The organism is Paenibacillus sp. FSL R5-0378 (genome assembly GCF_038009285.1).
GTDB lineage: Bacteria > Bacillota > Bacilli > Paenibacillales > Paenibacillaceae > Paenibacillus_AQ > Paenibacillus_AQ favisporus.
This window is the reverse complement of the sequence record NZ_JBBPAY010000001.1, coordinates 3,386,194-3,408,662: the sequence shown is the minus strand read 5'-3', so window position 1 is coordinate 3,408,662 and position 22,469 is coordinate 3,386,194. Positions and strand designations below refer to the sequence as shown.

At 54.7% G+C, this 22,469-nt stretch carries 20 protein-coding genes; 6 read left to right on the top strand and 14 right to left on the bottom strand.

Features of this window, described 5'->3' with window-relative positions:
• Positions 1–15 precede the first annotated feature (15 nt).
• The 3 genes from MKY74_RS15990 to MKY74_RS15980 all read right to left on the bottom strand — a co-directional run bounded on the left by MKY74_RS15990 (position 16) and on the right by MKY74_RS15980 (position 1,660).
• Positions 16–681 carry an S-layer homology domain-containing protein gene (locus MKY74_RS15990; RefSeq protein WP_244169193.1) on the bottom strand — a complete coding sequence of 222 codons (666 nt, stop codon included), beginning with the start codon at positions 679–681 and terminating at the stop codon, positions 16–18.
• A gap of 216 nt (positions 682–897) precedes the next feature.
• Positions 898–1,035, bottom strand: a complete 138-nt coding sequence (locus MKY74_RS15985) for a hypothetical protein (RefSeq protein ID WP_167372839.1) — start codon at positions 1,033–1,035, stop codon at positions 898–900.
• A 97-nt stretch (positions 1,036–1,132) separates the two neighbouring features.
• Positions 1,133–1,660 carry a hypothetical protein gene (locus tag MKY74_RS15980; RefSeq protein WP_076167878.1) on the bottom strand — a complete coding sequence of 176 codons (528 nt, stop codon included), beginning with the start codon at positions 1,658–1,660 and terminating at the stop codon, positions 1,133–1,135.
• Positions 1,661–1,871: 211 nt separating this feature from the next.
• Between MKY74_RS15980 and MKY74_RS15975 the strand changes: the two genes are divergently transcribed.
• Positions 1,872–2,498, top strand: a complete 627-nt coding sequence (locus MKY74_RS15975; protein WP_076167880.1) for an FMN-dependent NADH-azoreductase — start codon at positions 1,872–1,874, stop codon at positions 2,496–2,498.
• 79 nt (positions 2,499–2,577) lie between these two features.
• On the opposite strand, the gene rsgA is transcribed toward MKY74_RS15975, so the two are convergent.
• Both rsgA and MKY74_RS15965 read right to left on the bottom strand, forming a co-directional pair.
• Positions 2,578–3,666, bottom strand: a complete 1,089-nt coding sequence (gene rsgA / locus MKY74_RS15970) for a ribosome small subunit-dependent GTPase A (RefSeq protein ID WP_076167882.1) — start codon at positions 3,664–3,666, stop codon at positions 2,578–2,580.
• Positions 3,667–4,102: 436 nt separating this feature from the next.
• Positions 4,103–4,438, bottom strand: a complete 336-nt coding sequence (locus MKY74_RS15965) for a DUF2087 domain-containing protein (protein ID WP_244169194.1) — start codon at positions 4,436–4,438, stop codon at positions 4,103–4,105.
• 388 nt (positions 4,439–4,826) lie between these two features.
• Here MKY74_RS15965 and MKY74_RS15960 point away from each other — a divergent pair, with 388 nt between their 5' ends.
• Entirely contained in the window at positions 4,827–5,816 is a 990-nt protein-coding gene (locus tag MKY74_RS15960) for a YpdA family putative bacillithiol disulfide reductase (protein WP_076167886.1), read from the top strand.
• Between the two features lie 73 nt (positions 5,817–5,889).
• A complete protein-coding gene (locus tag MKY74_RS15955) occupies positions 5,890–6,342 on the top strand; it encodes a DUF441 domain-containing protein (protein WP_076167888.1) in 453 nt (150 codons plus the stop codon).
• Positions 6,343–6,425: 83 nt separating this feature from the next.
• On the opposite strand, the gene MKY74_RS15950 is transcribed toward MKY74_RS15955, so the two are convergent.
• Together MKY74_RS15950 and MKY74_RS15945 are read right to left on the bottom strand one after the other, a co-directional pair.
• Positions 6,426–8,174: an ABC transporter ATP-binding protein gene (locus MKY74_RS15950; protein WP_076167891.1), complete on the bottom strand. Its 1,749-nt coding sequence runs from the start codon at positions 8,172–8,174 to the stop codon at positions 6,426–6,428.
• Between the two features lie 88 nt (positions 8,175–8,262).
• Positions 8,263–8,421 (bottom strand): hypothetical protein, encoded by a 159-nt coding sequence (locus MKY74_RS15945; protein WP_167372840.1) that lies wholly within the window; start codon positions 8,419–8,421, stop codon positions 8,263–8,265.
• Between the two features lie 133 nt (positions 8,422–8,554).
• On the opposite strand from MKY74_RS15945, the gene MKY74_RS15940 reads away from it, so the two are divergent.
• Positions 8,555–9,070: an ADP-heptose synthase gene (locus tag MKY74_RS15940; RefSeq protein ID WP_076167894.1), complete on the top strand. Its 516-nt coding sequence runs from the start codon at positions 8,555–8,557 to the stop codon at positions 9,068–9,070.
• A gap of 148 nt (positions 9,071–9,218) precedes the next feature.
• Here the strand turns inward: MKY74_RS15940 and MKY74_RS15935 are convergent, their stop codons facing one another.
• The 6 genes from MKY74_RS15935 to MKY74_RS15910 all read right to left on the bottom strand — a co-directional run bounded on the left by MKY74_RS15935 (position 9,219) and on the right by MKY74_RS15910 (position 19,147).
• A complete protein-coding gene (locus MKY74_RS15935; protein ID WP_084203763.1) occupies positions 9,219–9,953 on the bottom strand; it encodes a DUF1961 family protein in 735 nt (244 codons plus the stop codon).
• A gap of 54 nt (positions 9,954–10,007) precedes the next feature.
• On the bottom strand, positions 10,008–12,611 hold the full coding sequence (locus tag MKY74_RS15930) for an exo-rhamnogalacturonan lyase family protein (protein ID WP_076169526.1): 2,604 nt from the start codon (positions 12,609–12,611) through the stop codon (positions 10,008–10,010).
• A 289-nt stretch (positions 12,612–12,900) separates the two neighbouring features.
• Positions 12,901–15,246 (bottom strand): helix-turn-helix domain-containing protein, encoded by a 2,346-nt coding sequence (locus tag MKY74_RS15925; RefSeq protein WP_244169235.1) that lies wholly within the window; start codon positions 15,244–15,246, stop codon positions 12,901–12,903.
• A gap of 297 nt (positions 15,247–15,543) precedes the next feature.
• Positions 15,544–17,142 (bottom strand): extracellular solute-binding protein, encoded by a 1,599-nt coding sequence (locus tag MKY74_RS15920; protein WP_076167898.1) that lies wholly within the window; start codon positions 17,140–17,142, stop codon positions 15,544–15,546.
• Positions 17,143–17,274: 132 nt separating this feature from the next.
• Positions 17,275–18,159 carry a carbohydrate ABC transporter permease gene (locus MKY74_RS15915; protein WP_076167901.1) on the bottom strand — a complete coding sequence of 295 codons (885 nt, stop codon included), beginning with the start codon at positions 18,157–18,159 and terminating at the stop codon, positions 17,275–17,277.
• Positions 18,160–18,184: 25 nt separating this feature from the next.
• Positions 18,185–19,147 (bottom strand): ABC transporter permease, encoded by a 963-nt coding sequence (locus tag MKY74_RS15910; RefSeq protein WP_076167903.1) that lies wholly within the window; start codon positions 19,145–19,147, stop codon positions 18,185–18,187.
• Positions 19,148–19,361: 214 nt separating this feature from the next.
• On the opposite strand from MKY74_RS15910, the gene MKY74_RS15905 reads away from it, so the two are divergent.
• Entirely contained in the window at positions 19,362–19,949 is a 588-nt protein-coding gene (locus MKY74_RS15905) for a Beta-galactosidase C-terminal domain (protein ID WP_076167906.1), read from the top strand.
• Here the strand turns inward: MKY74_RS15905 and MKY74_RS15900 are convergent.
• Positions 19,870–20,190 carry a HesB/YadR/YfhF family protein gene (locus tag MKY74_RS15900; protein WP_076167909.1) on the bottom strand — a complete coding sequence of 107 codons (321 nt, stop codon included), beginning with the start codon at positions 20,188–20,190 and terminating at the stop codon, positions 19,870–19,872. The genes MKY74_RS15905 and MKY74_RS15900 overlap by 80 nt on opposite strands.
• A 525-nt stretch (positions 20,191–20,715) precedes the next feature.
• Here MKY74_RS15900 and MKY74_RS15895 point away from each other — a divergent pair.
• Positions 20,716–22,461, top strand: a complete 1,746-nt coding sequence (locus MKY74_RS15895; RefSeq protein WP_076167914.1) for an ABC transporter ATP-binding protein — start codon at positions 20,716–20,718, stop codon at positions 22,459–22,461.
• The last annotated feature ends 8 nt before the right edge of the window (positions 22,462–22,469 follow it).

Here is a 22,469-nt window from a genome sequence, read left to right as displayed (position 1 = left end):
TGGTGTTTTTTTATATTATGGCTGGGACTTCACCTGCTGATGGGACTCCACAAAAGCAACCGCCTCGTAGATCATGGCTGCCGCCTCGGCACGGGTTATCGTTGTCTTCGGATGGATGTTTCCCTCGGGATCCAAAGCCGCAACCTTATACACCAGAGCCCGCTCGATCGTCCCCTGATAAGCTCCGGTAATGCTCGCCTCGTCTTTAATTTGAATGTATATTTTCGGCAAAGGATATGCTCCGGTACGCTCGATGCCCTGAACCAGATAGTGAATAAACTCTTCACGGGTCAGCGTCCGGCCGGGTTCGATGCTAGTCGGGATATCCAGTTCATTATAATGGGCGACGATAAAAGGCTGCGCGTACCAGGCGTCATTGGCGACGCGGGTGAACACGTCTTTTGCCTCCGGCTTCTTAATAAATGCGATGCCATCCAGATTCAGCATCAGCGACTTGACGATCATCGTTACGCCTTGCGACGCGGTCAGACCGGCTTGCGGCCGGAATTCGTCGCCAGTCATCCCCTGTACCAATCCACGGGCATGAAGGCTCTCAATTTTTTCTTTCTCCTGGACTCCGGTTAAATCCTTAAAGGAATCGTCCGCGTAGATTTGCGACGGTGAAGCGGCCAGGCCGATCAGCGCCGCGATCACAACGGCTCCCTGCAGCAATTTGTTCACGATGCATCCACTCCATGCGTAATATTTTCCAATCTGATCTGTTTGACGGCTTGGTGGATAGAAAGGTTGCACAGACGGGTAAAAGGGCACAAAATAACCCCACAACGTGGGGCTCCTTCATTAAAGGTATTTCGGCATTTTCGGGGGACCTTGCAAAAGGATAAAGATCGATATCGTAAACCAGTATTCCGTGAAGGCTCCCCTGATCGTCATGAACTAGTGTCTGCCCATATGGAAACCGGTTGCTCTTTCTGCTTTCTGGATGCGGATTCTGAACAGCTGCACTAGATTGGCGCGCGTATGTTCTTCTTGGCAGGAGTCCAATTTTTTTAAAATAAAGCGGTCAATGGACATGCCCATCCTCTCCTTGTCATTGAATTTTCCTTATAAACCCAGGAAGTTTCTTCCTGTTTTGAATATATACCCAGCCGTTTCCGCCTTTAATCAGCGCCTAGCGGCGCAGGTGATGCTCGGCTTCCCTCATCAGCAGCATCATTAGAACATTTATGACAAAAGACGCCACAATCAGCACGAGCCCGAGAATGAGCGCCGCAGCTGGCAGCAGGGCAGCGATGAGCAGGACGACGAACATCGCGGGCACGAGCAGTAAATACCACCGCCAGCGCTGGAGAGCCATGCTTTGAAACTGATACAGACCTCTCCTTCCAGCCAAAGCGCCGATTCCCTGACAAATATGAAACACCATGTACAAATTCAGAAGGAGGATGACCAGGCCCAGCGGAATTCCGATCGCAGCGGAAGCACGGGGCAAGACCGACAAAACAAGGGCAAGAGCGGACACACCAAGCAGGACAGCCGCCGTGTTCCCGGCTTTGCGAAAATGCTCGGAGCGCCGGTTCAGCTTGGCCAGCCCGACATAGAACAGCAGATAGCCGATCACGTCGGGTAAAATGTCAAAACCGTTGATTTGGAAATCAAACAAAAACAAAAATCCCCAAAACAGATGATAAAAGCCCATCCTTCCCCCACCTCCCTGTTCCTTACTATTATATATTGGAATGACTAGTCCCATTATGACCAGGAAAGAAAGCGCTTTTACATAAAAATATTTTCGTCATCATTCGACATCTGTTTCTGCTCAAAAAAATATTTTTTTGACTTTTTAAACATTTTGATCTACTATATTTATCATAGTTAGTGACTATTTTATACTTAAAGGAGTTTACATCATGTCTACTGTACTTTTTATCAAAGCAAATAACCGTCCCATTGACCAGGCGATCAGCGTGAAGCTGTATCATGCTTTCAAGGATTCCTATACGGCAGCTCATCCGGAGGACGAAATTGTGGAGCTGGACCTGTTCGCCGAGCAGCCGCGTTATTACGACCATACGACGATTACCGGCCTGTATAAAACCGCTAACGGCATCGAAACGACACCCGAGGAACGTGAAGCGGCAGCGATCGCCGACCGCTACCTCGATCAGTTCCTGGCCGCCGACAAAATCGTCTTCGGCTTCCCGCTGTGGAACATGACTGTTCCGGCCGTGCTTCATTCGTACCTGGACTACCTGAACCGTGCAGGCAAAACCTTTAAATATACGCCGGAAGGACCTGTAGGTCTGGCTGGCGATAAGAAAGTCGCTATCCTCAATGCGAGAGGCGGCATCTATTCCGAAGGCCCTGCCGCTGCCAGCGAAATGGCCGTCAACTTCGTTTCGCGCAGCATGGGTCTGTTCGGGGTCAAAGATGTAACGACCATTATCGTTGAAGGCCATAACCAGCTTCCGGATCAGGCTGCCGCATTGGTTGAAGCCGGTGTAGCCAAAGCTGCCGAAGCCGCCAAGAACTTCTAATCCTGCTTATAAAATGATTTGCACTGAAGCTGGACAAGCCCAAAAACCACGATGGTATCCATCGTGGTTTTTTGCTGACTTATTCATCCATCAGCTGCTTCGTCCAATAGGATGAGGATTTGCGCGGGGCCCCACTTTTGGATCCCCGCCCCTTCGGATCAGCCTTGCGCCTGCTTCGTGCTTCTTTTACCGCTTGAAACTTCAGCTCCCGCTGCGTCTTGTGGTAATTGGACAGCCGCCGCTCCTCCAGTACGCCTGCTTCCACCGCTTCCCGGACGGCGCATCCCGCCTCGCCTTCATGCTTGCAGTCCGCAAAGCGGCACTGGCTGCCGATCTCCTCGATGTCGGAAAACGCTTGGGCCAGGCCTCCTTCGTCTTCGAACAGCCGCAGTTCCCGCATGCCGGGCGTATCGGCCATGATGCCCCCTTGGGGCAGCAGGAACAGCTGGCGGTGCGTCGTCGTATGGCGCCCGCGGCTGTCATCTTCGCGGATCCCTTGAGTCTTCTGCACGCCGGCCTCGGACAACCAGTTGACGATGGTCGATTTGCCGCAGCCGGACGAGCCGGTCAGCGCCACGGTGATCCCTTCTCCCAAGTAAGCGGAGACGATGTCCCGTCCCATATCTTCCAGCGCGCTGATGGCGTGAACCGGCACCCCCGGCGCCGCCCCTTCCATCTCAGCGACCTTCAGCTCCGCGTCCGGGCATAGATCGGCCTTGCTGAGCAGTATAACCGGGGTCACGCCGCTGTTCCAGGCCATGATCAAATACCTTTCCATCCGCCTGACGTTAAAATCGTCATTGAGCGAGCTGACCAGAAACAGCGTATCGACGTTGGAGGCGATGACCTGCTCATTCACGGTGGCGACTCCTGCGGCCTGCCTAGAGATACAGGTTTTACGTTCCAAGACGCTGTGAATGATCACCCGCTCCTCCTGCTCCAGCACCTGAACTTCCACCCAGTCGCCCACAGCCGGCAGCTCACTCCGGTCCTGATGCTCATGCTTCAGCTTGCCCGATACTTCTCCCCATACTTCCCCGGCTGAGGTCCAGACCCGGTACATTTGACCGAAGTCGCTGACGATGCGGCCGGGAACGTGCTGTTTGCGATCTCGCTGCAGCCATTTCTGCTGCCAATCCGTATTCCATCCATAATGCTCTAAATTCAAGTAAAAATCCCTCCAATTTGTGAATGAATGACAAAAAGCCCCCGAAGCTTAGGCTCCGGGGGCATGACTTCTGAATCAATCAGAGAGCATTTCCCTTTGATGCGCAAAACGAAACGTCCGGAAAAAGGCATACCAAATCTGTGATGCCATACCGAAACGTTACCGAGCGCAAAAAAGCCGCGGCAACCCATGTAGGTCTCCGCGGCTTATTCGGCAAACATGAAACCATGCCTGCTGATGAAATGCCATATGATCAGACGTGAGTCCTCAAATCTGATCGATTATCCAGCCGTCAAAGGAGACCATATATAAAATGTTAAAGGGGTCCAGTTCCATACAATGCTCTTCATCATTTTATATCGTCTCCTTTCCTGTCATTTGCTGCCATCATATACGGAATGCTTGTTTCATGTCAAGCCTTAATTTCCGGACGGGATCAAACCTGCTCCCACTTTGTCCATTGGTCCCGGGGGTTCATTTCATAAATGTCGTTATCCCGAGACATGTACCGGTGAATGATAAACTCGCGACGGATCGTTGCGTAATCATCATGAAACTGCTGTATAAACGCGTTGATTTCTTTCTCAGTGTAACGGCGCCCCGGCTCAAGCTTCTCCACCAGATGCTGCATGGCGATCAATTTCTTCTTGTACTGGGCTGGTATTTGCGCCAGCCTCCCGTCCGCCGCAAAAAAGTTTCTCAACACCGCCGCCTTCATGGTCTCGTTCACCGGATCGGAGGTTCCCTTCTGCATTTCGTCTGCTTTACTCATATACATGTCATCTCCCTTCATTGCTCATTCGATGTTCGGCCGGACCTCCTTTGATAAATCCCGTGAAAGGTTGGGTAAAATATACCGAGCGCTTTCCGGAAGGAACCGGGCTGCAAATGATCTCCTCCTATCTAGCCGGATAGCCCGCCGAAATACCGAAATTATAATTTTAATAAACATCTAATTTAATATGTATCTAATATTATGTCGCTCAAACGAATTTGTCAACGGCACATGTAAAAAACTCTATTTTTGCAGCCTGTTCACGTAAAAAGATCAGTCATGTGCCGCCTTTTGCGGATCTCTATTGGCTGTCCATGGTGGTTTTTACCGAAAATTTGCGATACGATTAAACGTGAGTGGTTTATAGACAGAGGAGGAGAAATTCATGCAAGACGTCATTATTATCGGAGCCGGTCCATGCGGACTATCGGCCGCCATCGAATGCGGACGCCGCGGACTATCAACACATATTATTGAAAAGCACTGCTTGGTCCACTCCATTTACCTGTATCCGACCCACATGCAGTTTTTCAGTACGGCGGAGCTGCTGGAGATCGGTGATGTGCCGTTCCCTTCCCCGAACGAGAAGCCTTTTCGGTACGAGGCCCTGTCCTACTACCGCAAGGTAGCGGATCATTACGACTTGTCCATCTCCCAGTACGAAGAAGCGCTGTCCGTGGAGCGGCAGCCGGATCATTCCTTTGTGGTACATACCGTTGACCGCAGCGGACAAAAACATCAATATGAAGCCAGAAACGTCGTGATTTCCACCGGTTATTTCGACCACCCGAATTATATTGGCATACCGGGGGAAGATCTGGATAAAGTTACACATTACTTCCGTGAAGCCCATCCCTATACCGGGATGAACGTGGCGATCATCGGCGGCAGCAACTCGGCAGTTGACGCAGCCATGGAACTGATTCGCGTTGGGGCGAACATCCATATGGTCTACCGGGGCGAGGAGGTTTCCGAGAACATCAAGCCGTGGGTGCGCCCGGTGTTTGAAGCGATGGTGAAAAAGGGGAAAATAGAGGTCCACGTGCAATCCAAGGTCACCGAAATTCGGGAGTCGTCCATCACTATCCAGGATAAAGACGGGCATACGACCGAAATCGATAACGATTTTGTGCTTGCCTTAACCGGATTCCGGCCGGACCGGAAGCTGCTTGCTTCCTGCGGCGTCGAGCTGGACGGGGATATGGAGAAGCCGCTGTTTAACCCGGAAACGATGGAGAGCAATGTGCCCGGACTCTACGTGGCAGGCGTCATCGCGTCCGGCCGCAATGCGAACGAGGTCTTTATCGAAACCGGCCGCAAGCACGGCGGGCTGATTGCCGAGCATATCGCCGCTGTTCGGGCTTCTCATCAATAACAATTTTCACAGCAGACAGTCCGCGTCGTCATATACATCAAAAAAGGCTACTTTCGGCTGCCAATGAAAGGAGATGTTCCGTACGGATTTTACATCACTGATCCTGCTGATTCTCGCTGCCCTCGGCATAATCAGCAGCAACACGACCATTACCGTGGCGATGACCATCCTGCTGCTGCTGCGGGTGCTGCATTTACAGCAGGCGTTTCCCTGGCTGGAGAAGTACGGGCTGACACTGGGCATCATTATCCTGACCATCGGCGTCATGACACCGGTGGCCAGCGGAAAAATGAGCCTGCAAATGCTCGGAAGCTCCTTTCTGAACTGGAAGTCCCTGCTGGCGATCGCCATCGGGATGCTGGTCGCTTATCTTGGCGGCCGCGGTGCCTCCCTGATGTCGGCCAATCCGACCATCGTCGCCGGCCTGCTCGTCGGAACGGTACTTGGCGTCGCCTTGTTCAAGGGCGTTCCGGTAGGGCCTTTGATTGCGGCCGGGCTGCTGTCCCTGCTGATCGGCAAAAGTTAAAAAAAGAGGCGCCCGCTATGGACGCCTCTTCCGAATGTTAAGAGACCCGGTCTTTTGGAGACACGGGTTTCTTCTTTTTTTGTTTAAACCTCCAGGTGCTGCACATTATACAGCCGTGCATAACTTCCGTCCAAAGCCATCAGTTCGGCATGCGTTCCCTGCTCCGTAATCATCCCGTGCTCCATCACGACAATTTGGTCCGCGTGGGTGATCGTGGAGAGCCGGTGGGCGACGATCAGCGTCGTCCGGTTTGAAGCCAACGATTGCAGTGCCTGCTGAATGAGATGCTCGGACTCCAGGTCCAGTGCGGAGGTTGCCTCGTCCAGCACCAGAATTTCCGGATTTTTCAAAAAAACGCGGGCGATGGCCAGGCGCTGCTTCTGCCCCCCGGACAGCTTGACGCCCCGTTCCCCGACTTCCGTCTCATACCCGTCCGGCAGATTCATGATAAAGTCATGGGCGTTGGCCGAAACCGCAGCCGCTTGAATCTCGTCCATACTCGCCTCGGGGTTGCCGATCAGAATGTTGTCCTTCACCGACCCGCTGAACAGGAAGTTATCCTGCAGCACCATACCGATTGAACCCCGCAGGCTTTCAAGGGTCAGCTTCCGGATATCCTGCCCGTTAATGGACACGCTGCCCTGCTGAATGTCATAAAATCTCGGGATCAGCGAAATGAGGCTCGATTTGCCGCCTCCGCTCATACCGACGAAAGCGACGGTCTGTCCGTGCTTGATATCGAGGCTGATATCCTTGAGCACCCAGTCGCTGCCCTCATTGTATTTAAACCACACCTCGTCAAACGAAATATGCTGAACCGGCCCCTGAAGGGTTTTCGCGTCCGGCGCATCGACAATATCGTACGGCTCCTTCAGCAATTCCATCACTCTTTCCAGCGAGGCGGAGGCCTGCGTCAGCACCGAGGAGGAGTTAATCAAACGCTTGAGAGGCGCATACAGCCTGTCCAGATAGCCGAAAAAGGCGACAAACGTGCCCAGGGTCAAATCATGATGGATCACCCGGTAGCCGCCGTACCCGATCACAAGCAGCGGGGCGATATCCGTCAGTGTGTTGATGATCGAGAACGTCAGCGCGTTCCATCTCGTCTGCGCCAGCGCTTTGTTCAGGAAATTCTGGTTGATGCCCGTAAACTGCTTATGATCGAAGCGCTCGAGGGTAAAGCTGCGGATCACGGAAATCCCCTGAATCCGTTCATGCAAATACGCCTGAATGCCGGCGAGCGCCTGAGAACGGTCCTTGGTGAGCTTCTTGAGACGCTTATACAGCACATTGACCGCGATCCCGTAAAGCGGAAGAATGGCGATGGACACCAGGGTCAGCACCGGGTTCAGGTACAGCATCACCCCCAGCACAATCAGCAGCGTGAACATGTCCAGCCAGATGTTCATCATGCCGACCTCAACGATATTTTTCGTCTGCTCCACGTCGTTGATAAAACGAGAGATGGCCTCGCCTACCTTTGTATTTTGGTAGTAGCGGAGCGACAGGCGCTGCAGGTGCGCATACAGGCGGTTCCGCATGTCGAACAAAATCCGGCTCGTGATCAGTTGGGCAAAATACTGCCGTAAATATTCGACCGGCCCCCGCACGATAATAAACAGGACGAGCGCGCCCCCTAAAATGAGAAACAACCGGGTAACCTGCTCCGATACCGACATTTTCGGGTTAAGCAGCAGGTCATCCACTACATATTTGAGAATCATCGGCAGCGTCAAAGGGATGCCGAATTTGATCATGCCGATGATCAGCGTACAAATAATCCATTTCGTATAAGGTTTAACAAACCGGTAATAAGCTTTCCAGTATTCCAAAAAACATTCCCTCTCCTTTCTGGCTGTCAATCAGGCTAATGGCGTGGGTAGAGGCGAATATGCGCCGGCAATCCGGACGCCTCTTATATCATACCTTGTTCAGGTCAGCCGCATCCGCTGCTTGGCACCAGGACCCCCTCCGCCCGGCCGCGGCATGCGGCAAACCGAAGCGCTCCTCTCCCTCGGCGGGAAAGCAGCGGCCATAATCGGTCCGATCCGGGCTGAATTGCCTTTTCCTGACGCTCATGAGTTGACATTTCCCCCCTTCAATGATTAGATATCCTTAAATGTAAGATCGGACTTTGTTCCTGTATCGATCATTATACATTATCCCGGCAAGGTCAGCTTGGGTTAGATACTTAGGATTCAGGAGGTTCTTGATGTCTAGACAATTCGTTACAGAAGCGGTCATGGTGGCGATCTATGGAGAATTGCTCCAGACGAGCGTCCCGGTTGAATATATCGTGCCTTATACCAGCCTGCTGGAGCTGTATGAGCTTCAGGACAGCGACGAGCCGCTGATGAGCTCTGCGGAGGATGACAGGTACGTGAAGGCCAGAATCAAGGAGCTGACCGCCTATTTCGAGGAACCGCTGAACAAGAAAAAAATTCAGAAAGCGCTCCATATGCCTTGGGCCAAGAGTCCTTCGATCCTCCTTGGCGAATCGGCGCGGATTACGGTCATCAACGCGATGGACACCGCTCCCTATGGTGAGCTGTTCGACCCGGTTGAGACGGAGCTGCTGCTGTCCTCGCAGCGGGAGGAAGCCCCGGTGCTCACTGATCAGATCGAGCTGATCCAGCGGATCGTCGAGGCTGCTGTGCCTGTGCATGTTTTTGATATCGAGGATTTTCAGTTTGCGGTGGAAACCGATAACTATACGCAGCACATTTAATAAAGTCTCGATCAGCAGCAAAAACTCCTTTCCAGGCGGAAAGGAGTTTTTGTTTTGTCTGGATTTGCGCCGCCCCAATTTTACGGTCAGCCCTCCATAAAACCGAATCCATAAGCATCCGGCGGCCTGATCTATCAGGATGCGCCGGTTAAGGATCGCTTTTGGCATATACGGTTAAATTGGCATACTCGGCAATCAGCGGCGCCATCTGGCGGAAGCCAAGCTTGCCTCCTCCAAGCGGCGGTCCGTAGGACACTCCGTCGTCTTCCCACACGAACAAGGGGAGATCGTTGACGGCAAAGGTAATGCGCCTCCCCTCCTTGACGATCAGCATCCGGTAAGGGCCGGCCGCATCCATCACGCCTGGAATGGGGTCGGCCCCTTGCGCGACTAGATGAAAGCCGTAGCTTTTGCGCAAATTGCATGTCTGAAACCTTCGCTCCTCCGTCCATTTCCTCCGGAAGTAAGACACGTGAAAGGCGTTCAGATCGCCATGATGATACTGATCGTATTCTCCCGTTCGCGGCTTGAACGAAGGGTCGAACAAATCCATGCCCTCCCTGCCGCTTGCGCTGAAAAACATGATCGCGAGGCCCGGCTCGCGCACCGGCCAAAAATCCCAGGACATGGCGGCCTCTGCCGGAAAATCCTCCGGGCACCACAGCACAAAATTGGCGCGCTGCCCCTCGGCCTCGTCCAGCACACTCTCGAGCCGCATCCGGCCCAACGGAAACGTGACGGCAGCCTCTCCCTCCATGCGAAACCCGGCAGCATGCTCCGGCTTCGCGAGCGGATTGTTGTAAATCCTGTCCCACCCTTCAGGAATAAGCGGGCTGCGGGTGTCCTGTGTGTTCCCGCTCCCGGTCGATGGATCCGTATGCATCGAATGTGCGTACCTCCTTCCAAGGGAGGCCGGAGTGGCCTCCTCATTGAGCCGTCATACCTGCGCTTTCTGCCCGGCCGATACCGCCTCCTCCGGGAGAGCGTCAGGGATCAGCGCCAGGCTGATGATCGTATTCAGCGACCACTGCGACGCCTCGTTCGTGTTCATCCAGTCAAACTCGCGCAGCTCGTAAACGTAAGTGACGGCAGCGGCGTCTTTCTCAAGGTCCGTACAGGCAAACCGGTGCGCCAAGAGCGTCGACCAGGCAAAATCAGCCGTCCGTTGATCCTTCCGGTACCAAGCCCCATACGCAACGAGCGCCAATGTCAGCACCGGATGCTCAAACCGCTGCGTGCTGATGGCCCCGCCTGTGATCTGGTCCTTTTCATCCTGTGAGAGATTATAAAAAATGCCGAAATCGGCCATCATTTCGTTCCACTCTTCATCCTTCAGCATGGCGGACAGTTCGAACCACACCTGCGGCGCTCCCATGCAGAGGGCCAGATGGCGGCCCCAGTTGTCGTCGCCCATCGGCGTCAGCACGCCGGTTTGCGGATCGTAGCCGTAGGTCGGGCCGGAAATCAGGCCGTAATTGGCCTGCTTGATGCATGCAATGCCGGTCAGCAGCTTATCGCGGTAGAATGAATCCTCCCGCCGCTCCCAGCGGGTCATCCAGTTTGAACTGAAGGCGGCCCAGTCCGGACCGACCCGGATATGCGTCTTGTGCTCGTCTTTCGGAAAATAGGCCCGCATCGGGTCGATGTTAACGGTCGTATAATCGGCGTCCCTCGCCTCGTCCATCATGTCTCCGATCCGCTCGTCCCCCGTCAAATAATAGTAGTACCTGTGAAGGCCGGCCATGCCGATCCGGGCTTCCTTGCAGCCGCAGCCCCAATGGACGACGTTGTGCCGGGAGCCGAGCCCGGCGTATTCGCCAAAATGGTATACGTCGACCTCGCTCGTATGCCGCGTCATCGCTTCCGCCATCCGGAAAATATCTTCGCGTCCCGATCGTAAAAACATCAGCCACAGCCACATGTTCGGAACCAGCTCCGTATTCTGCCACGCGCAGCCGCCCAGGTCGTAGTTCCAGACGTGGCGGGCCGGATCGTAGCTGTGCATGAAATCGCCGTAATCCCAGAACCCGTACCAGCGCCGCTGTTCCACCTCCCTTTGGTAGAAAGCGATGATGCCGTCCAGCCTCTCTTCAAGACGTGCTTTGACCGGTGTCCCCCGGTCCGGCAGACTCCAGATGCCGAATGCACCCTGGCTGTGCAGGTAATCGGGGTCGCACGCAAGCTGCGGAGGTGATTCGTTATACGCTGCGTAAGCCTCCAGTTCCGTCGGCGAAGGAGTCGATTCGCGGCACCAGATCGTCAGCTCACTCGTGTTCGCGACGCCGTAAGGGGTCGCCCTCATCTCCTCCGCGCCTTCGTACGACGATTCGACATGCGTCTTCGTATCGTAATGGCGCATGTCCATGGCGGGAGCTTCGTGCGACCAGAACCAGGCGGTCAGCTGCGCCTCGTCTCCCGTCAGCCCGTGCGCTTCCATGCCGGCGGGGTGCTTTTGCCAAAAATGGCGCATGGCCAGCGCCAGCCCCCCGCCTGGACCGCCGACGTAGGCGACGCCTCGCGCTCTGCGGCCTTCGGCGGCTTTGACCCAGCTGCAGCCGGGCTGCGTCCGCTTGGCCATCCGGTAATGATCGGCCGAGAGCTGTGCCAGCTTAAAGCCGTCCCAGCAAGCCGATTCGTCCAGCAGGTTCATAAAATAATCGTCGTCCATTTGTTCACCGGTCAGCGGATGGCCATCCAGCTGTCGCTTGAACAGCTCCATGTATTTGCCTTTCGTCCGGCGCGTATGCAGCGTCTTCGGCGATTCGCTCAAAAAGCCGGTATCACCGGCGAACCGAACATGGCGGTTATAGAGCTTCTCCCGCATCGGCAGCGCGAAACGGATGCCGAGCCCCTTCACGAAGTCTTCGTTCGGATTGCCGTCGTAAAAAAACGTGTGCACGATCCGGATGGACTCCAGCCCCGCGTAAGCGTATAGCCGCAGCGAAAACGGCAGCCACTCCCCGGTCCCGTTGACGGCGCGGTGCCGGCCCGTCAGCTTGACGACCGCTCTCACCGGACCAGCCTGCTCTACCTTGGCTGAATAAATCCGGGATTGATACCGCTCCTCCCGGATCGTGCGAACGCCGGTCAGCTCGCTCACGCTTTCCTTGATGGCGACCAGTTCGCCGCCGGAGCAGACGAGAATCCCGCCCCGGTGTATGCTGCCTATAATCCGGCTGCCGCTCTTCGGAATATGAAAAGAAAACGCCACCGTGTCCACATGGATGCCTTCATCCGTCTCGCTAACCGACAACGAGGGTGCTGATGCCGCTTGTCCGGCTCCCCCTTTCACGACGGCATAGCTAGAGCGTACTCCCGCGGGAAAAACGGCCGCATGTGCCGTCCATTTGACACTGCCGTCCGGCCAATACGCGGCCGGCCAGCTCTGCAGGGTGGGAGCTTCACCACCCTCTTGAGCCTGCAGCGCCAGCGGCTCGTCTCTCTGCAGCTGTCCTTCCTTCCACGGCATCCCCCAGGTCACCCCGGCCGGAACCGTCGGGGCGTCCTTCAGCCAACGTACGTTTACTCCGGTTTCGTTCATGGACTCATCTCCTTTTGGCAATTCGTTTGCTTCCGCTTTTGTCATCACGCCTTCAGTGTAGAGAACGGCCGTTTTCCCGGCAATGACACTTTCTTGGCGGGCCTGATGCGGCAGCATTGCACGTTTTCACCCGGCTTGCACATTCTTGCTGGAGGGCGGGCAACCGGGGAATGCATCCTGAATAGTGTGCTTGGCGGGGTTCTTCAAACTGTCAGCAGCAGCATAAAAAGCCGGCAGCGGTTTCCTGTTGAACCGCTGCCGGCTTCCTCCCGTACTGCATCGCTGACGCCTATTCCGCCCGGCTCAGCTCACGGTAGCGGGTTGGCGTCATCCCTTCTAGCTTTTTAAATATCCGGTTAAAATAGCTGTGCTGGTAGCCGACCTGCTCGGCGACGGTGTTGATCTTCAGCTCCGATTCCCGCAGCAGCTCCTTCGCTTTTTCCAGGCGCAGCTCGGTCAGATAATCGATAAAGTTTTTGCCGGTAACCCGCTTAAACGACTTGCTCAGAAAAAAAGGATTCGTGCCGATATGGTCGGCACAGTTATCGAGCGAAATATCGAGCATGTAGTTCTGCTGCATATAGATCATCGCCTGCTCCATCAGCTGTTTGACCTGGCAGTCCGACCGGTTCGTCAGCTCCTGCATGAACGGAGCGATGACCTTCGCCTCGAACCAGTCCCGGAAGGCGGCCGGCTCTTTCATCTGCGAGAGCTGCTCATACAAGTTGGCGCCTTTGAACAGCCGGTTCGGCTGGATGCCGGATACAAGGATTGCATGTTGTACGGATCCGAGCAGATGGAGCATTCCCTGCTGGACATCGATCGCCTTCGCTCCTTGTACGGACAGCGCATCCTGAAAGTCGGCGAGCAGAGCCCGTGCATCCGCTTCCTGTCCGGTGCGAAGCGCCTGCAGGAACTCCCGCTCCAGCGTAAACGGATACGGAGGCTCGGCCCCGTCTTCGTAGTTCAGCTGTTCCATCTCGATGATCTGATTGTCATGCTCGAAGTTGCGGAAGCTTGCGGCATGCTTCACCCCTTCAAAGGCGAGCGGAATGTCGCTGATGCGGTTCATGGTCCGGCTGACGGCGATGGTGACGCGCATGTTGAGCAGCCGGTTGACCGCTTGCGTCAGCTCCTCGCTAAACACCTTGATCGGCTCTGTGCACGGCTCGCCTTCCGGCAGGATCAGCAGCACGCCCGATCCGAGATCGTGGAAATTGATCGTACTGCTCTGCTCGAAATGCGCGGCTGCCAGCTCTTCAATCATGTTGACTGACGCAAAAGTGACCAGTCCCTCATCCCCGAACTTGAATTTCCCCTCCATGGCAGCAATGCCCGTCAAATGAACGTACAGCACGACGAACTGCTTGCCGTGCACCTGCCATCTGTATCGTTCCATACGCGAGCGCAGATCCTCCTCCGAATAGGCGTACAAATACCCCTGCAGCAGCTGATGGAGAAAGCTTTCCTTCACATGGGGCAGCTGCTCGAGCAGCTTGGCGTTGAGCTCCCGGCTCTCCCGGCTTAAGTGCTGCCACTGCCGCTCGATGATGGCAAATTCGTCGACGCTGCCCATTCCCGCTAAGGAAGCGTTCGGCTGCAAATTCGCCATCAGCCGTTTGACCGGCGAATACATCCGCTTCGAGGCGAGCCACGCCAGCAGCACCGCCAACAGGAGAGCACTTGCGCTGACGGCCAGAATGACTTTGGATATCAGCACGACCGGGGCCGTAATGTTCGTAATCGGCGAAGCCGACACGTACAGCCAGTTGTCCATGATGCGTGCGAAATAACCGTACGTGACCGCATAGGTTTTGCCGTTCCATTCAAAGAGGAAGGACCCTCGGGCCTTCCCCTCGGATTCCACTTCACCGCGGACCACCTTGACAAAAGGCGAATCCATCCGGTTGCCGTTAGCGGAAACGTAGAGGCCGCCGCCCGCTTCCATCAGAAAGTTCTCCCCGTCAGCATAAGGAGTCAACGTCCTCAGCACCTCCGCGACTTGATCGTTGTCCAGCCTCACGATCAAAGCCCCGAGCGGATTTGAGCTGCCCCCCGGGATGAGATGCACAAACGTCAATTCCCGCTTTTCCTGCTGATCAGGGTCAAGCGCCTGCTGTGTCCAATACGTCGTCTTTCCTGCGTCCATCAGACGTTCGTACCGGGAGATGAGCTTCCGGTCATTCAAGGCGGAGTATTCCGGATAAAACAATATCGGCTGGTCTCCGCGCAAATAAAGGCTGACGTTATGGATCATCGTATTGGAGCCCTGCATCACCAGCAGCGTGTTCGTGATGTCCCGCGTTTTTTCAAAGTCGCGCACGAAGTCGTGGCCCCTCAGCGATTCATCAAAGCGCGAGTCGAACGCCCAGTGCGCCAGCATCATTTCCAGGTTGGACAGCTGCTTATCCATGTTCAGCGACCGCTGTTCGATCTGGTCATTATGGAGCTTCAGCAGTTCCTTCTCCAGCCTTCCGCCAGCCATGGAGTACACAAGAATCCCGGTGATGATCCCGGGGATGCCAGCCACAACCAAGAACATAATCAGGCTCCTTCTGTAAAAGCTGCCCGATCCGCCGCCAGATAAGCGGGCCATTAGCGACTTCCATCCATTCATCGTCAGCTCACCAACCATATCCAAAATTTGTTGTCCCCGCCTTTATGGCGAGCCTTGTGCCCTTCAAATATGTAAGCGTATACAATTAACCATACATAAAAAACCTTTAGAAAACAGTACCCTCTGCACCACGGGTATGTCCAGCATGAAATCCGAGAAATTCGTTCAAATAACCGGGGATACGGAAATAACCCCACGACGTGGGGCTTTCTGCTTGTTGCTGTGAAATCAGCCTCCGCCGACCACTGCTCGACCTATGTATCCCAGGCGGCCGTCTCTTGGGACAGCCGCACTGGTCTCATACACTGGGGCCGGTCAGGACTTCGAGGCGGCGTACAGCTCGTTGATTTCCTTCACATAATCGTCGCCGCCCGATTTTTTCCACAGCTCGATCGCATCGCGCCAGCCCTTCTCGTCGATCTGGCCGACGATAAATTTGATCCGGGCATCGTTAATGATGTTGCCAAGCTGCTGCCCTTTTTGCGCGTACACTTCGGAAATGAACGGCTCCGCCGGATTGGCGACGATCGTGTCCCGGTTTTTCAATTGAACCTCCGTCTGCTTCAAGCGAAGCGGCGTTTGGGCCACCTGAAGCCCTTTGCCTTCCGGAATGTACGGCACCATCTGATTCAGCCCTTCGACTTCCGACTCGAGCAGCACCGAGTCCGAGCTTCTCTCCAGCGTCTTGTCGTCGATCTTCTTGTAATGTTTGCCTTCAAGCCCGAAGCTGGTCAGCGTCTGCAGGTCCGGTTCGTTCAGCTGGTCGAGAAACTTCAGGATGCGGTCGACCTCTTCTTCGCTCTTTACGCTCGATTTCGGAATGGCCAGCAGCCCGGCAAAACCGGAAGTCGGCAGCGTATGAATTTGTCCGTCCGGACCGGTGACGGCCCCGAACACGTCCACGTACTGCTCCCTGGAATCTTCTTTGCCCGCGTCCTTAAGTGCGGCATGAATCTTGTCGTCGGCGCGGGCCGCTCCGTCCACGACGTCGATAATGGCGCCGGCTTGGCCATTCACCAGCGGATCCGTCCACTTGGCCGAATCCATCACGGCGAAATCCTGATTGACGAGCTTCTCGTCGTACAGCTTCTTCATAAACTTGAGCGCTTCGAAATATTCGTCGTATTCGAATTCCGGCACCAGCTTGCCGTCCTTTTCGCCCCACACGTTCGGCGCGCCGAACCACAGCTTGATCTGGTCGAAACCGGCTCCCCAGCCTGCCGTCCATTTGACCATCACCAGACCGTACGTGTCGTCCTTGCCGTTGCCGTCCGGATCTTTCTCCTTAAACGCCTTCAGCATGTTATAGAAATCGTCGATCGTTTTCGGCTGCTGCAGGCCCACCTTCTCCAGCCAATCCTGGCGGTAATATACGCCGTTGCGGCCAAGCTCGCGCCCGCGGTAAATACCGTACGTTTTGCCGTTAATCGAGGAGTTGTTCAGAATGACTTCATTGGCCTGACTGAGGTTTGGATAATTTTTCAGCTTGTCGGTCAGGTCCCAAAAAGCCCCTGATTTTACGGCGCTCACGAAGCTCGGACCCTTCGAATCGGGCACGTAAATGATTTTCGGCAGATTTCCGGAAGCAAGCGTAATGTTGAATTTATCGCCGTATGAAGCGTTCGGCACCCATTCGAAATGGATGTCCGTGTTCGTCAGCTTCTCGAGCTCGGCGGCGACGGGGCTGTCATCCTTCGGATAATTCGTTTTAAAAATCGGGAGCATAATGTTCAGCTTAAGCGGCTTCTCCGCCTCCGCGGAAGCGCTTGCAGAAGGAGCTGCGGACGAGCCGCCCGAGGCGCCTTCGCTGCTGCTGCCGCTGCCGGATGAGCAGCCTGCGAGCGCTGCGGCGCAAACCGTGCTTAAAATGAGAAATGTGGACACGCGTTTCGCTTGCTTTTTCTTTTTCTTCACGAAAATAGCCTCCCTTTAACGTTAGATCATATTGCAAAACCGCCCGGGCTCCAAGCGAAAAATCAGTGCTGATGTGTATAAATTCCGGAGCATTTCGGCGGGATCACACGGTGGACAGCCTGACTTTTACCTTTAACCTTTGACCGAGCCCAACAGAACCCCTTTGGCGAAGTGCTTTTGCAGGAACGGATACACGCACAGAATCGGAATCGTGCCAACAACGATGACGGCCATTTTGATCGATTGGTCCGGCGGTTTCACAAAATTCGGGTCCATCGAGTTCAAATCGCCCGCAGCCGCCTGTGACAGCAGGACGATCTGGCGCAGCATGACCTGCAGCGGCCATTTTTCCGGATCGTTAATATACAGCAGCGCTGCAAAAAAATCGTTCCAATGCCCCACGGCGTAAAACAGGGTGAAGGTGGCGAGAACGGGCATCGAAAGCGGCAGCACGATCCGCCATAACAGGCCCAGCTCGGAGCAGCCGTCGATGCGGCCCGCTTCCTCAATTTCCTTCGGAATTTCCTGAAAAAAGTTTTTGACGATGATCAGGTTAAACGCGCTGATTGCACCAGGCAGCATGAGCGCCCACAGCGAATCGAGCAGGTGCAGCTCCTTGACGACCAGGTACGTTGGAATCATCCCTCCGCCGAACAGCATGGAGAAGATGACGAGATTCAGCACCAGATTGCGGCCGTAAAGTCCTCTCTTGGCCAAGGAATAGGCCATCGTGACCGTAAAAAACAGATTGACGAGCGTACCGATGACGGTGACGTAAATGGAAACGCCGATGCTTTTGACGATCGTGCCCGTCGAAAAGATAAACTCATACGCCGCTAAGGTGAAGGTTTTTGGGATAAAAAACACCGCCCTCTGCGTCAGCTCCGCGTCCGAGGCGAAGGAACCCGCGATGACATAAACGAAAGGAAGCACGGCGGCCAGCCCGAACAGCGTCAGGACGATATAGTTAGCCACGTCGAACGTGACGCCGGCCGCGGTCCTGTATTGCTTGGCCATGGATGGATTTCCCCTTTCTGAATGGTTAGTACAGTCCGGACTCGCCGAATTTTTTTGCCAGCCAGTTCGTGCCGAGTACGAGCGTGACGCCGACGATCGATTTGAACAGCCCGACGGCCGTACTGTAGCTGAACGCGCCCTGCGTAATGCCCATCGCGTACACGTAAGTGTCGAACACTTCGCCCACCGTGCGGTTGAGCGGATTCAGCATCAAATAGATTTGCTCAAAGCCGTTATCCAGCACGCTGCCCATCCGCAGGATCAGCAGGATCACGATCGTGCTGCGGATCGCCGGCAGCGTCACATGCCAAATTTGCCGCCAGCGGTTCGCTCCGTCGATCGTCGCGGCCTCATACTGCTCCACGTCGACGGCCGCCAGCGCCGCCAGGAAAATAATCGTTCCCCAGCCGCATTCCTTCCAGATCGTTTGCAGGATGATCATCGGCCTGAACCATGACGGATCGGACAGAAACTGGATTTTGTTGCCCGTATATTGGAAGAGCAGCTCATTGACGGTGCCGCCCTCCGTCGTCAGAAACACGTAAGTCAAGCTCGCCACGATAACCATCGAAATAAAATGCGGAACGTAGATCATCGTTTGAATGGTCCGCTTGAAGAACGCAAGCCTGACTTCGTTCAGCAGGAGCGCCAATATGATCGGAGCCGGGAAGAAGAAAACCAGATTGTAAAACGACAGCAGCAGTGTATTGCGCAGCAGCATAAAAAACTCGGGGTTTTCAAAGAAAAGGCGGAAATGCTCGAAGCCCACCCATTCGCTTTTCCAGAACCCGGTGAATGGCTGATAGTTTTGAAAGGCCAGCAGCACGCCCCACATGGGCACATATTTGAAAATCAAAAAATAAAGCAAGCCGGGGAGCATTAACAGGTATAACCATTTGTCCCTGCGCAGCCTGGCCGCGATGCTCGTGCGGTAAACTGCCGGCTTGGACGCTTGCGGAAGATTCCCTTGGGCCGTCGCCTGCTCCATCGCTTTCCACCTCCATAAGTGTTCATCGCCTCGCGAGCGTTGTGGCCTAATTATGAGTCGGCACTTTCTTTTCCGGCAATGAGACATTTTTGAAGACTCCCGGAGCGCGGGTTTACGGCATGTTTTAAAAAAGTGCAAAGCCGGCAAAAGAGTGTTATACCGCCATATTCGCGCATGCAAAAATATCCGATTGCCTTCACCGCCGCCCCCTTCTATGTGGAGCTCCGTATATGCGCCGGCGGAGGCGAAAAGCGTCGGCACGCTCATCGGCGGTCCATCGCCGGGCTTGTCCTTCCTGACGGAAATGAAGCGGGGGCAAGGCAGAATCGTGCTGCTTGGCACGCTGCCTGCAGGAGACGAAGGCAGCGAGATGCTGGAGCGGATGCTGATCCATTACGGGAAAGAAGCGAATGTAACGCGGATGACGGAAGTGACGACCGGCACGATCGTGGCGCCGCGCGAATCGGAGACGGAGGAGTTATGGGTCATCGTCAACATGAACGGAGAAGGCGGGAGCGTAACGCTGCCTCGCGAAGGATTCGACAAACTGAGCGGCGAGCGTGTCACCGCAGGCCGGATGGAAGTGGGCCGCTATGAATACCGCATGATCGCCTTCCCTCCGGCTTCACCAAGAAGTGACGTAAATGGCCCCATGCCTTGCAGCCTTCAAATAGAAAAAGCCGCATTCGCTTGGTTTAGCGGATGCGGCCGGTTCAGCAGCATTATGAAGTGGCGGAAGTGTTATGTTCCCGCTCCGCTTCATATACATATTCAATGTCATCGTAAGCTGCCAAATAATTGACGACCAGATCGTATCCTTGCAGATACCAGGTGTCCTGTTCCTCTATAAAAAAGGCGACGCCCTCAAGCTCTTCCTTCAGCACCGGATGCTCCGGGTTCTCCACGGAAATGCCGAGCGAAAATCCGGGATGCAGTCCGCCGCCCGAGCTGTAGCGGGGAAAAAAGCGAAGCGAAGCGCCCTCTGCCAAATTCAATTCTCGTTTGTACCAGCGTGCAGCGTCTGGGCTGATCCGCAGTTCCATCTGGTTTCACTCCCTCTCTCTAATCTGTATGTTCATAAGTACATCATAACATTTTTTTGCTGATTCCTGAAAATATAAATTGACAGCTCTCTTGACACGATGATAAAATTTTCTGCATACGAGATCCGTTTTCAATTTATTCCCAAATGAACCCGGCAAGGTCGTGTCCTTGATACGCAAGTGCTCCCTGTTCGGGCTCAAGACCAACATCAACAAGAAAGGGTGAGTTCTGTGTTCAATATGATAAATTTTCATCCACGCAACCATCATCAAGATCTTTATCAATTGAATACTGGAGCAGCCCTGCTGGTGAGGCCTTCTTAAGGAGCGCGATGAAGTCGTGCCTCTTGGAGCCATTGAATATTAACCTTCCGCGGTACGGCTGCTCACACTCAACCGTACGCATGATAAATGTAGGATTGCAAGGCATATCGTCCGTTTACGGATGGTATGCCTTTTTTAATTTTCCATGAACTCCGCAAGCAAGAACTGCCGGCATTTTAGACATGAGAGGAAGTGAAAGTTTTGTTTTCCGTACTTAAAAACCTGGGCTGGTTTTTCCGCCAGGAAAAGAAGCGTTACCTGATCGGTTTGATCATGCTGATCCTCTGCGGAATCGGCGAGCTGTTTCCCCCGCGTTTTCTCGGAAACGCCATCGACGAAATCGTCCGCGGCTCGATTACCTGGACTTCGCTGACACGGTATATTGTGCTGATTCTCGGTACGCTCACCGTGATTTACATCATCACCTACATATGGATGCACAAGCTGTTCGGCGGCGCTAACCTCGTGGAGCGCATCCTGCGTTCCCGCTACATGAACCAGCTGCTGCGCATGGTCCCTCCGTTCTTCGAACGGAACCGGACGGGTGATTTGATGGCCAGAGCCACCAACGACCTTCGTTCCGTCGCCAACACGGCGGGCTTCGGCATGCTTGTGATGACAGACTCGACGGTGTACCTCAGCGTCGTGCTGCTGGCGATGGGCTTTCTCATCAGCTGGAAGCTGACGCTCGCCGCCATCCTGCCGCTGCCGTTTATCGCCTTGGCCATGAAAATTTACGGCAAGGTCATCCACGAGCGGTATACGGCCGCTCAGGACGCATTCGGCGATATGAACGACCAGGTGCTGGAGTCGGTCGCCGGAGTGCGTGTCATCCGGGCGTACGTTCAGGAGCGTGAGGACCAGCGCCGGTTCAAGGAAATTACGGACGATGTGTACCGCAAAAATATGCGGGTCGCCAAGCTGGACGCCCTGTTCGAGCCGACCATCCGCTTATGCGTAGGCGCAAGCTACGTGATCGGCCTGGCTTTCGGCATTTATCTCGTTTTTAAAAATCAAATTACCCTGGGGGATCTCGTATCGTTCAATATGTACCTTGGGATGATGATCTGGCCGATGTTTGCGATCGGTGAGCTGATCAATGTCATGCAGCGGGGCAGCGCCTCCCTCGACCGGGTCAATGAGACGTTATCGGTCGTGCCGGATGTTCAGGATGCGCCCGATCCGGTTCGGTTAGAGCGTCCCAACACGATTGAGCTGCGGGATGTCACGTTCCGGTATCCGACCTCATCGGTCGACAATCTAAAGCACATTAACCTGACCTTGCATAAGGGTCAGACGCTCGGCGTCGTGGGACGCACCGGCAGCGGTAAGTCGACGCTCTTGAAGCAGCTGCTGCACGAGTATCCGACGGGAACAGGCGATATTCTGATCTCGGAGGTTCCGATCGAGCGCATTACCCAAAACCAGCTTCACAGCTGGATCGGCTATGTTCCGCAGGAACAAATCCTGTTCTCTAAATCGGTCCGGCAAAATATCCAGTTCGGCAAATTCCAGGCCGAAGACGACATCATTATGGAAGCAATCGTGACAGCTGCGTTTGACAACGACCTGCATACGCTTGCAGCCGGACTTGACACCCTCGTCGGCGAGAAAGGCGTATCCCTTTCCGGCGGCCAGAAGCAGCGCGTATCGCTGGCCAGAGCGTTCATCTCCGATCCGGAGATCCTGATTCTTGATGACGCCCTCTCCGCGGTCGACGCCCGGACCGAGGCGCGGATCATCGAAAATATCCGCAAGCAGCGCTCCGGCAAAACGACGCTGATCTCCACGCACCGCCTGTCCGCCATCGAACATGCGGACTGGATCGTGGTGCTGGATGAAGGAGCCATCGTCGAACAAGGAACCCACGCGCAGCTGCTCTCCAAAGGCGGCTGGTACCGCGAGCAGTTTGAACGGCAGCAGGTCGAAAACAATTTGTCCACTTAAAAATGAGG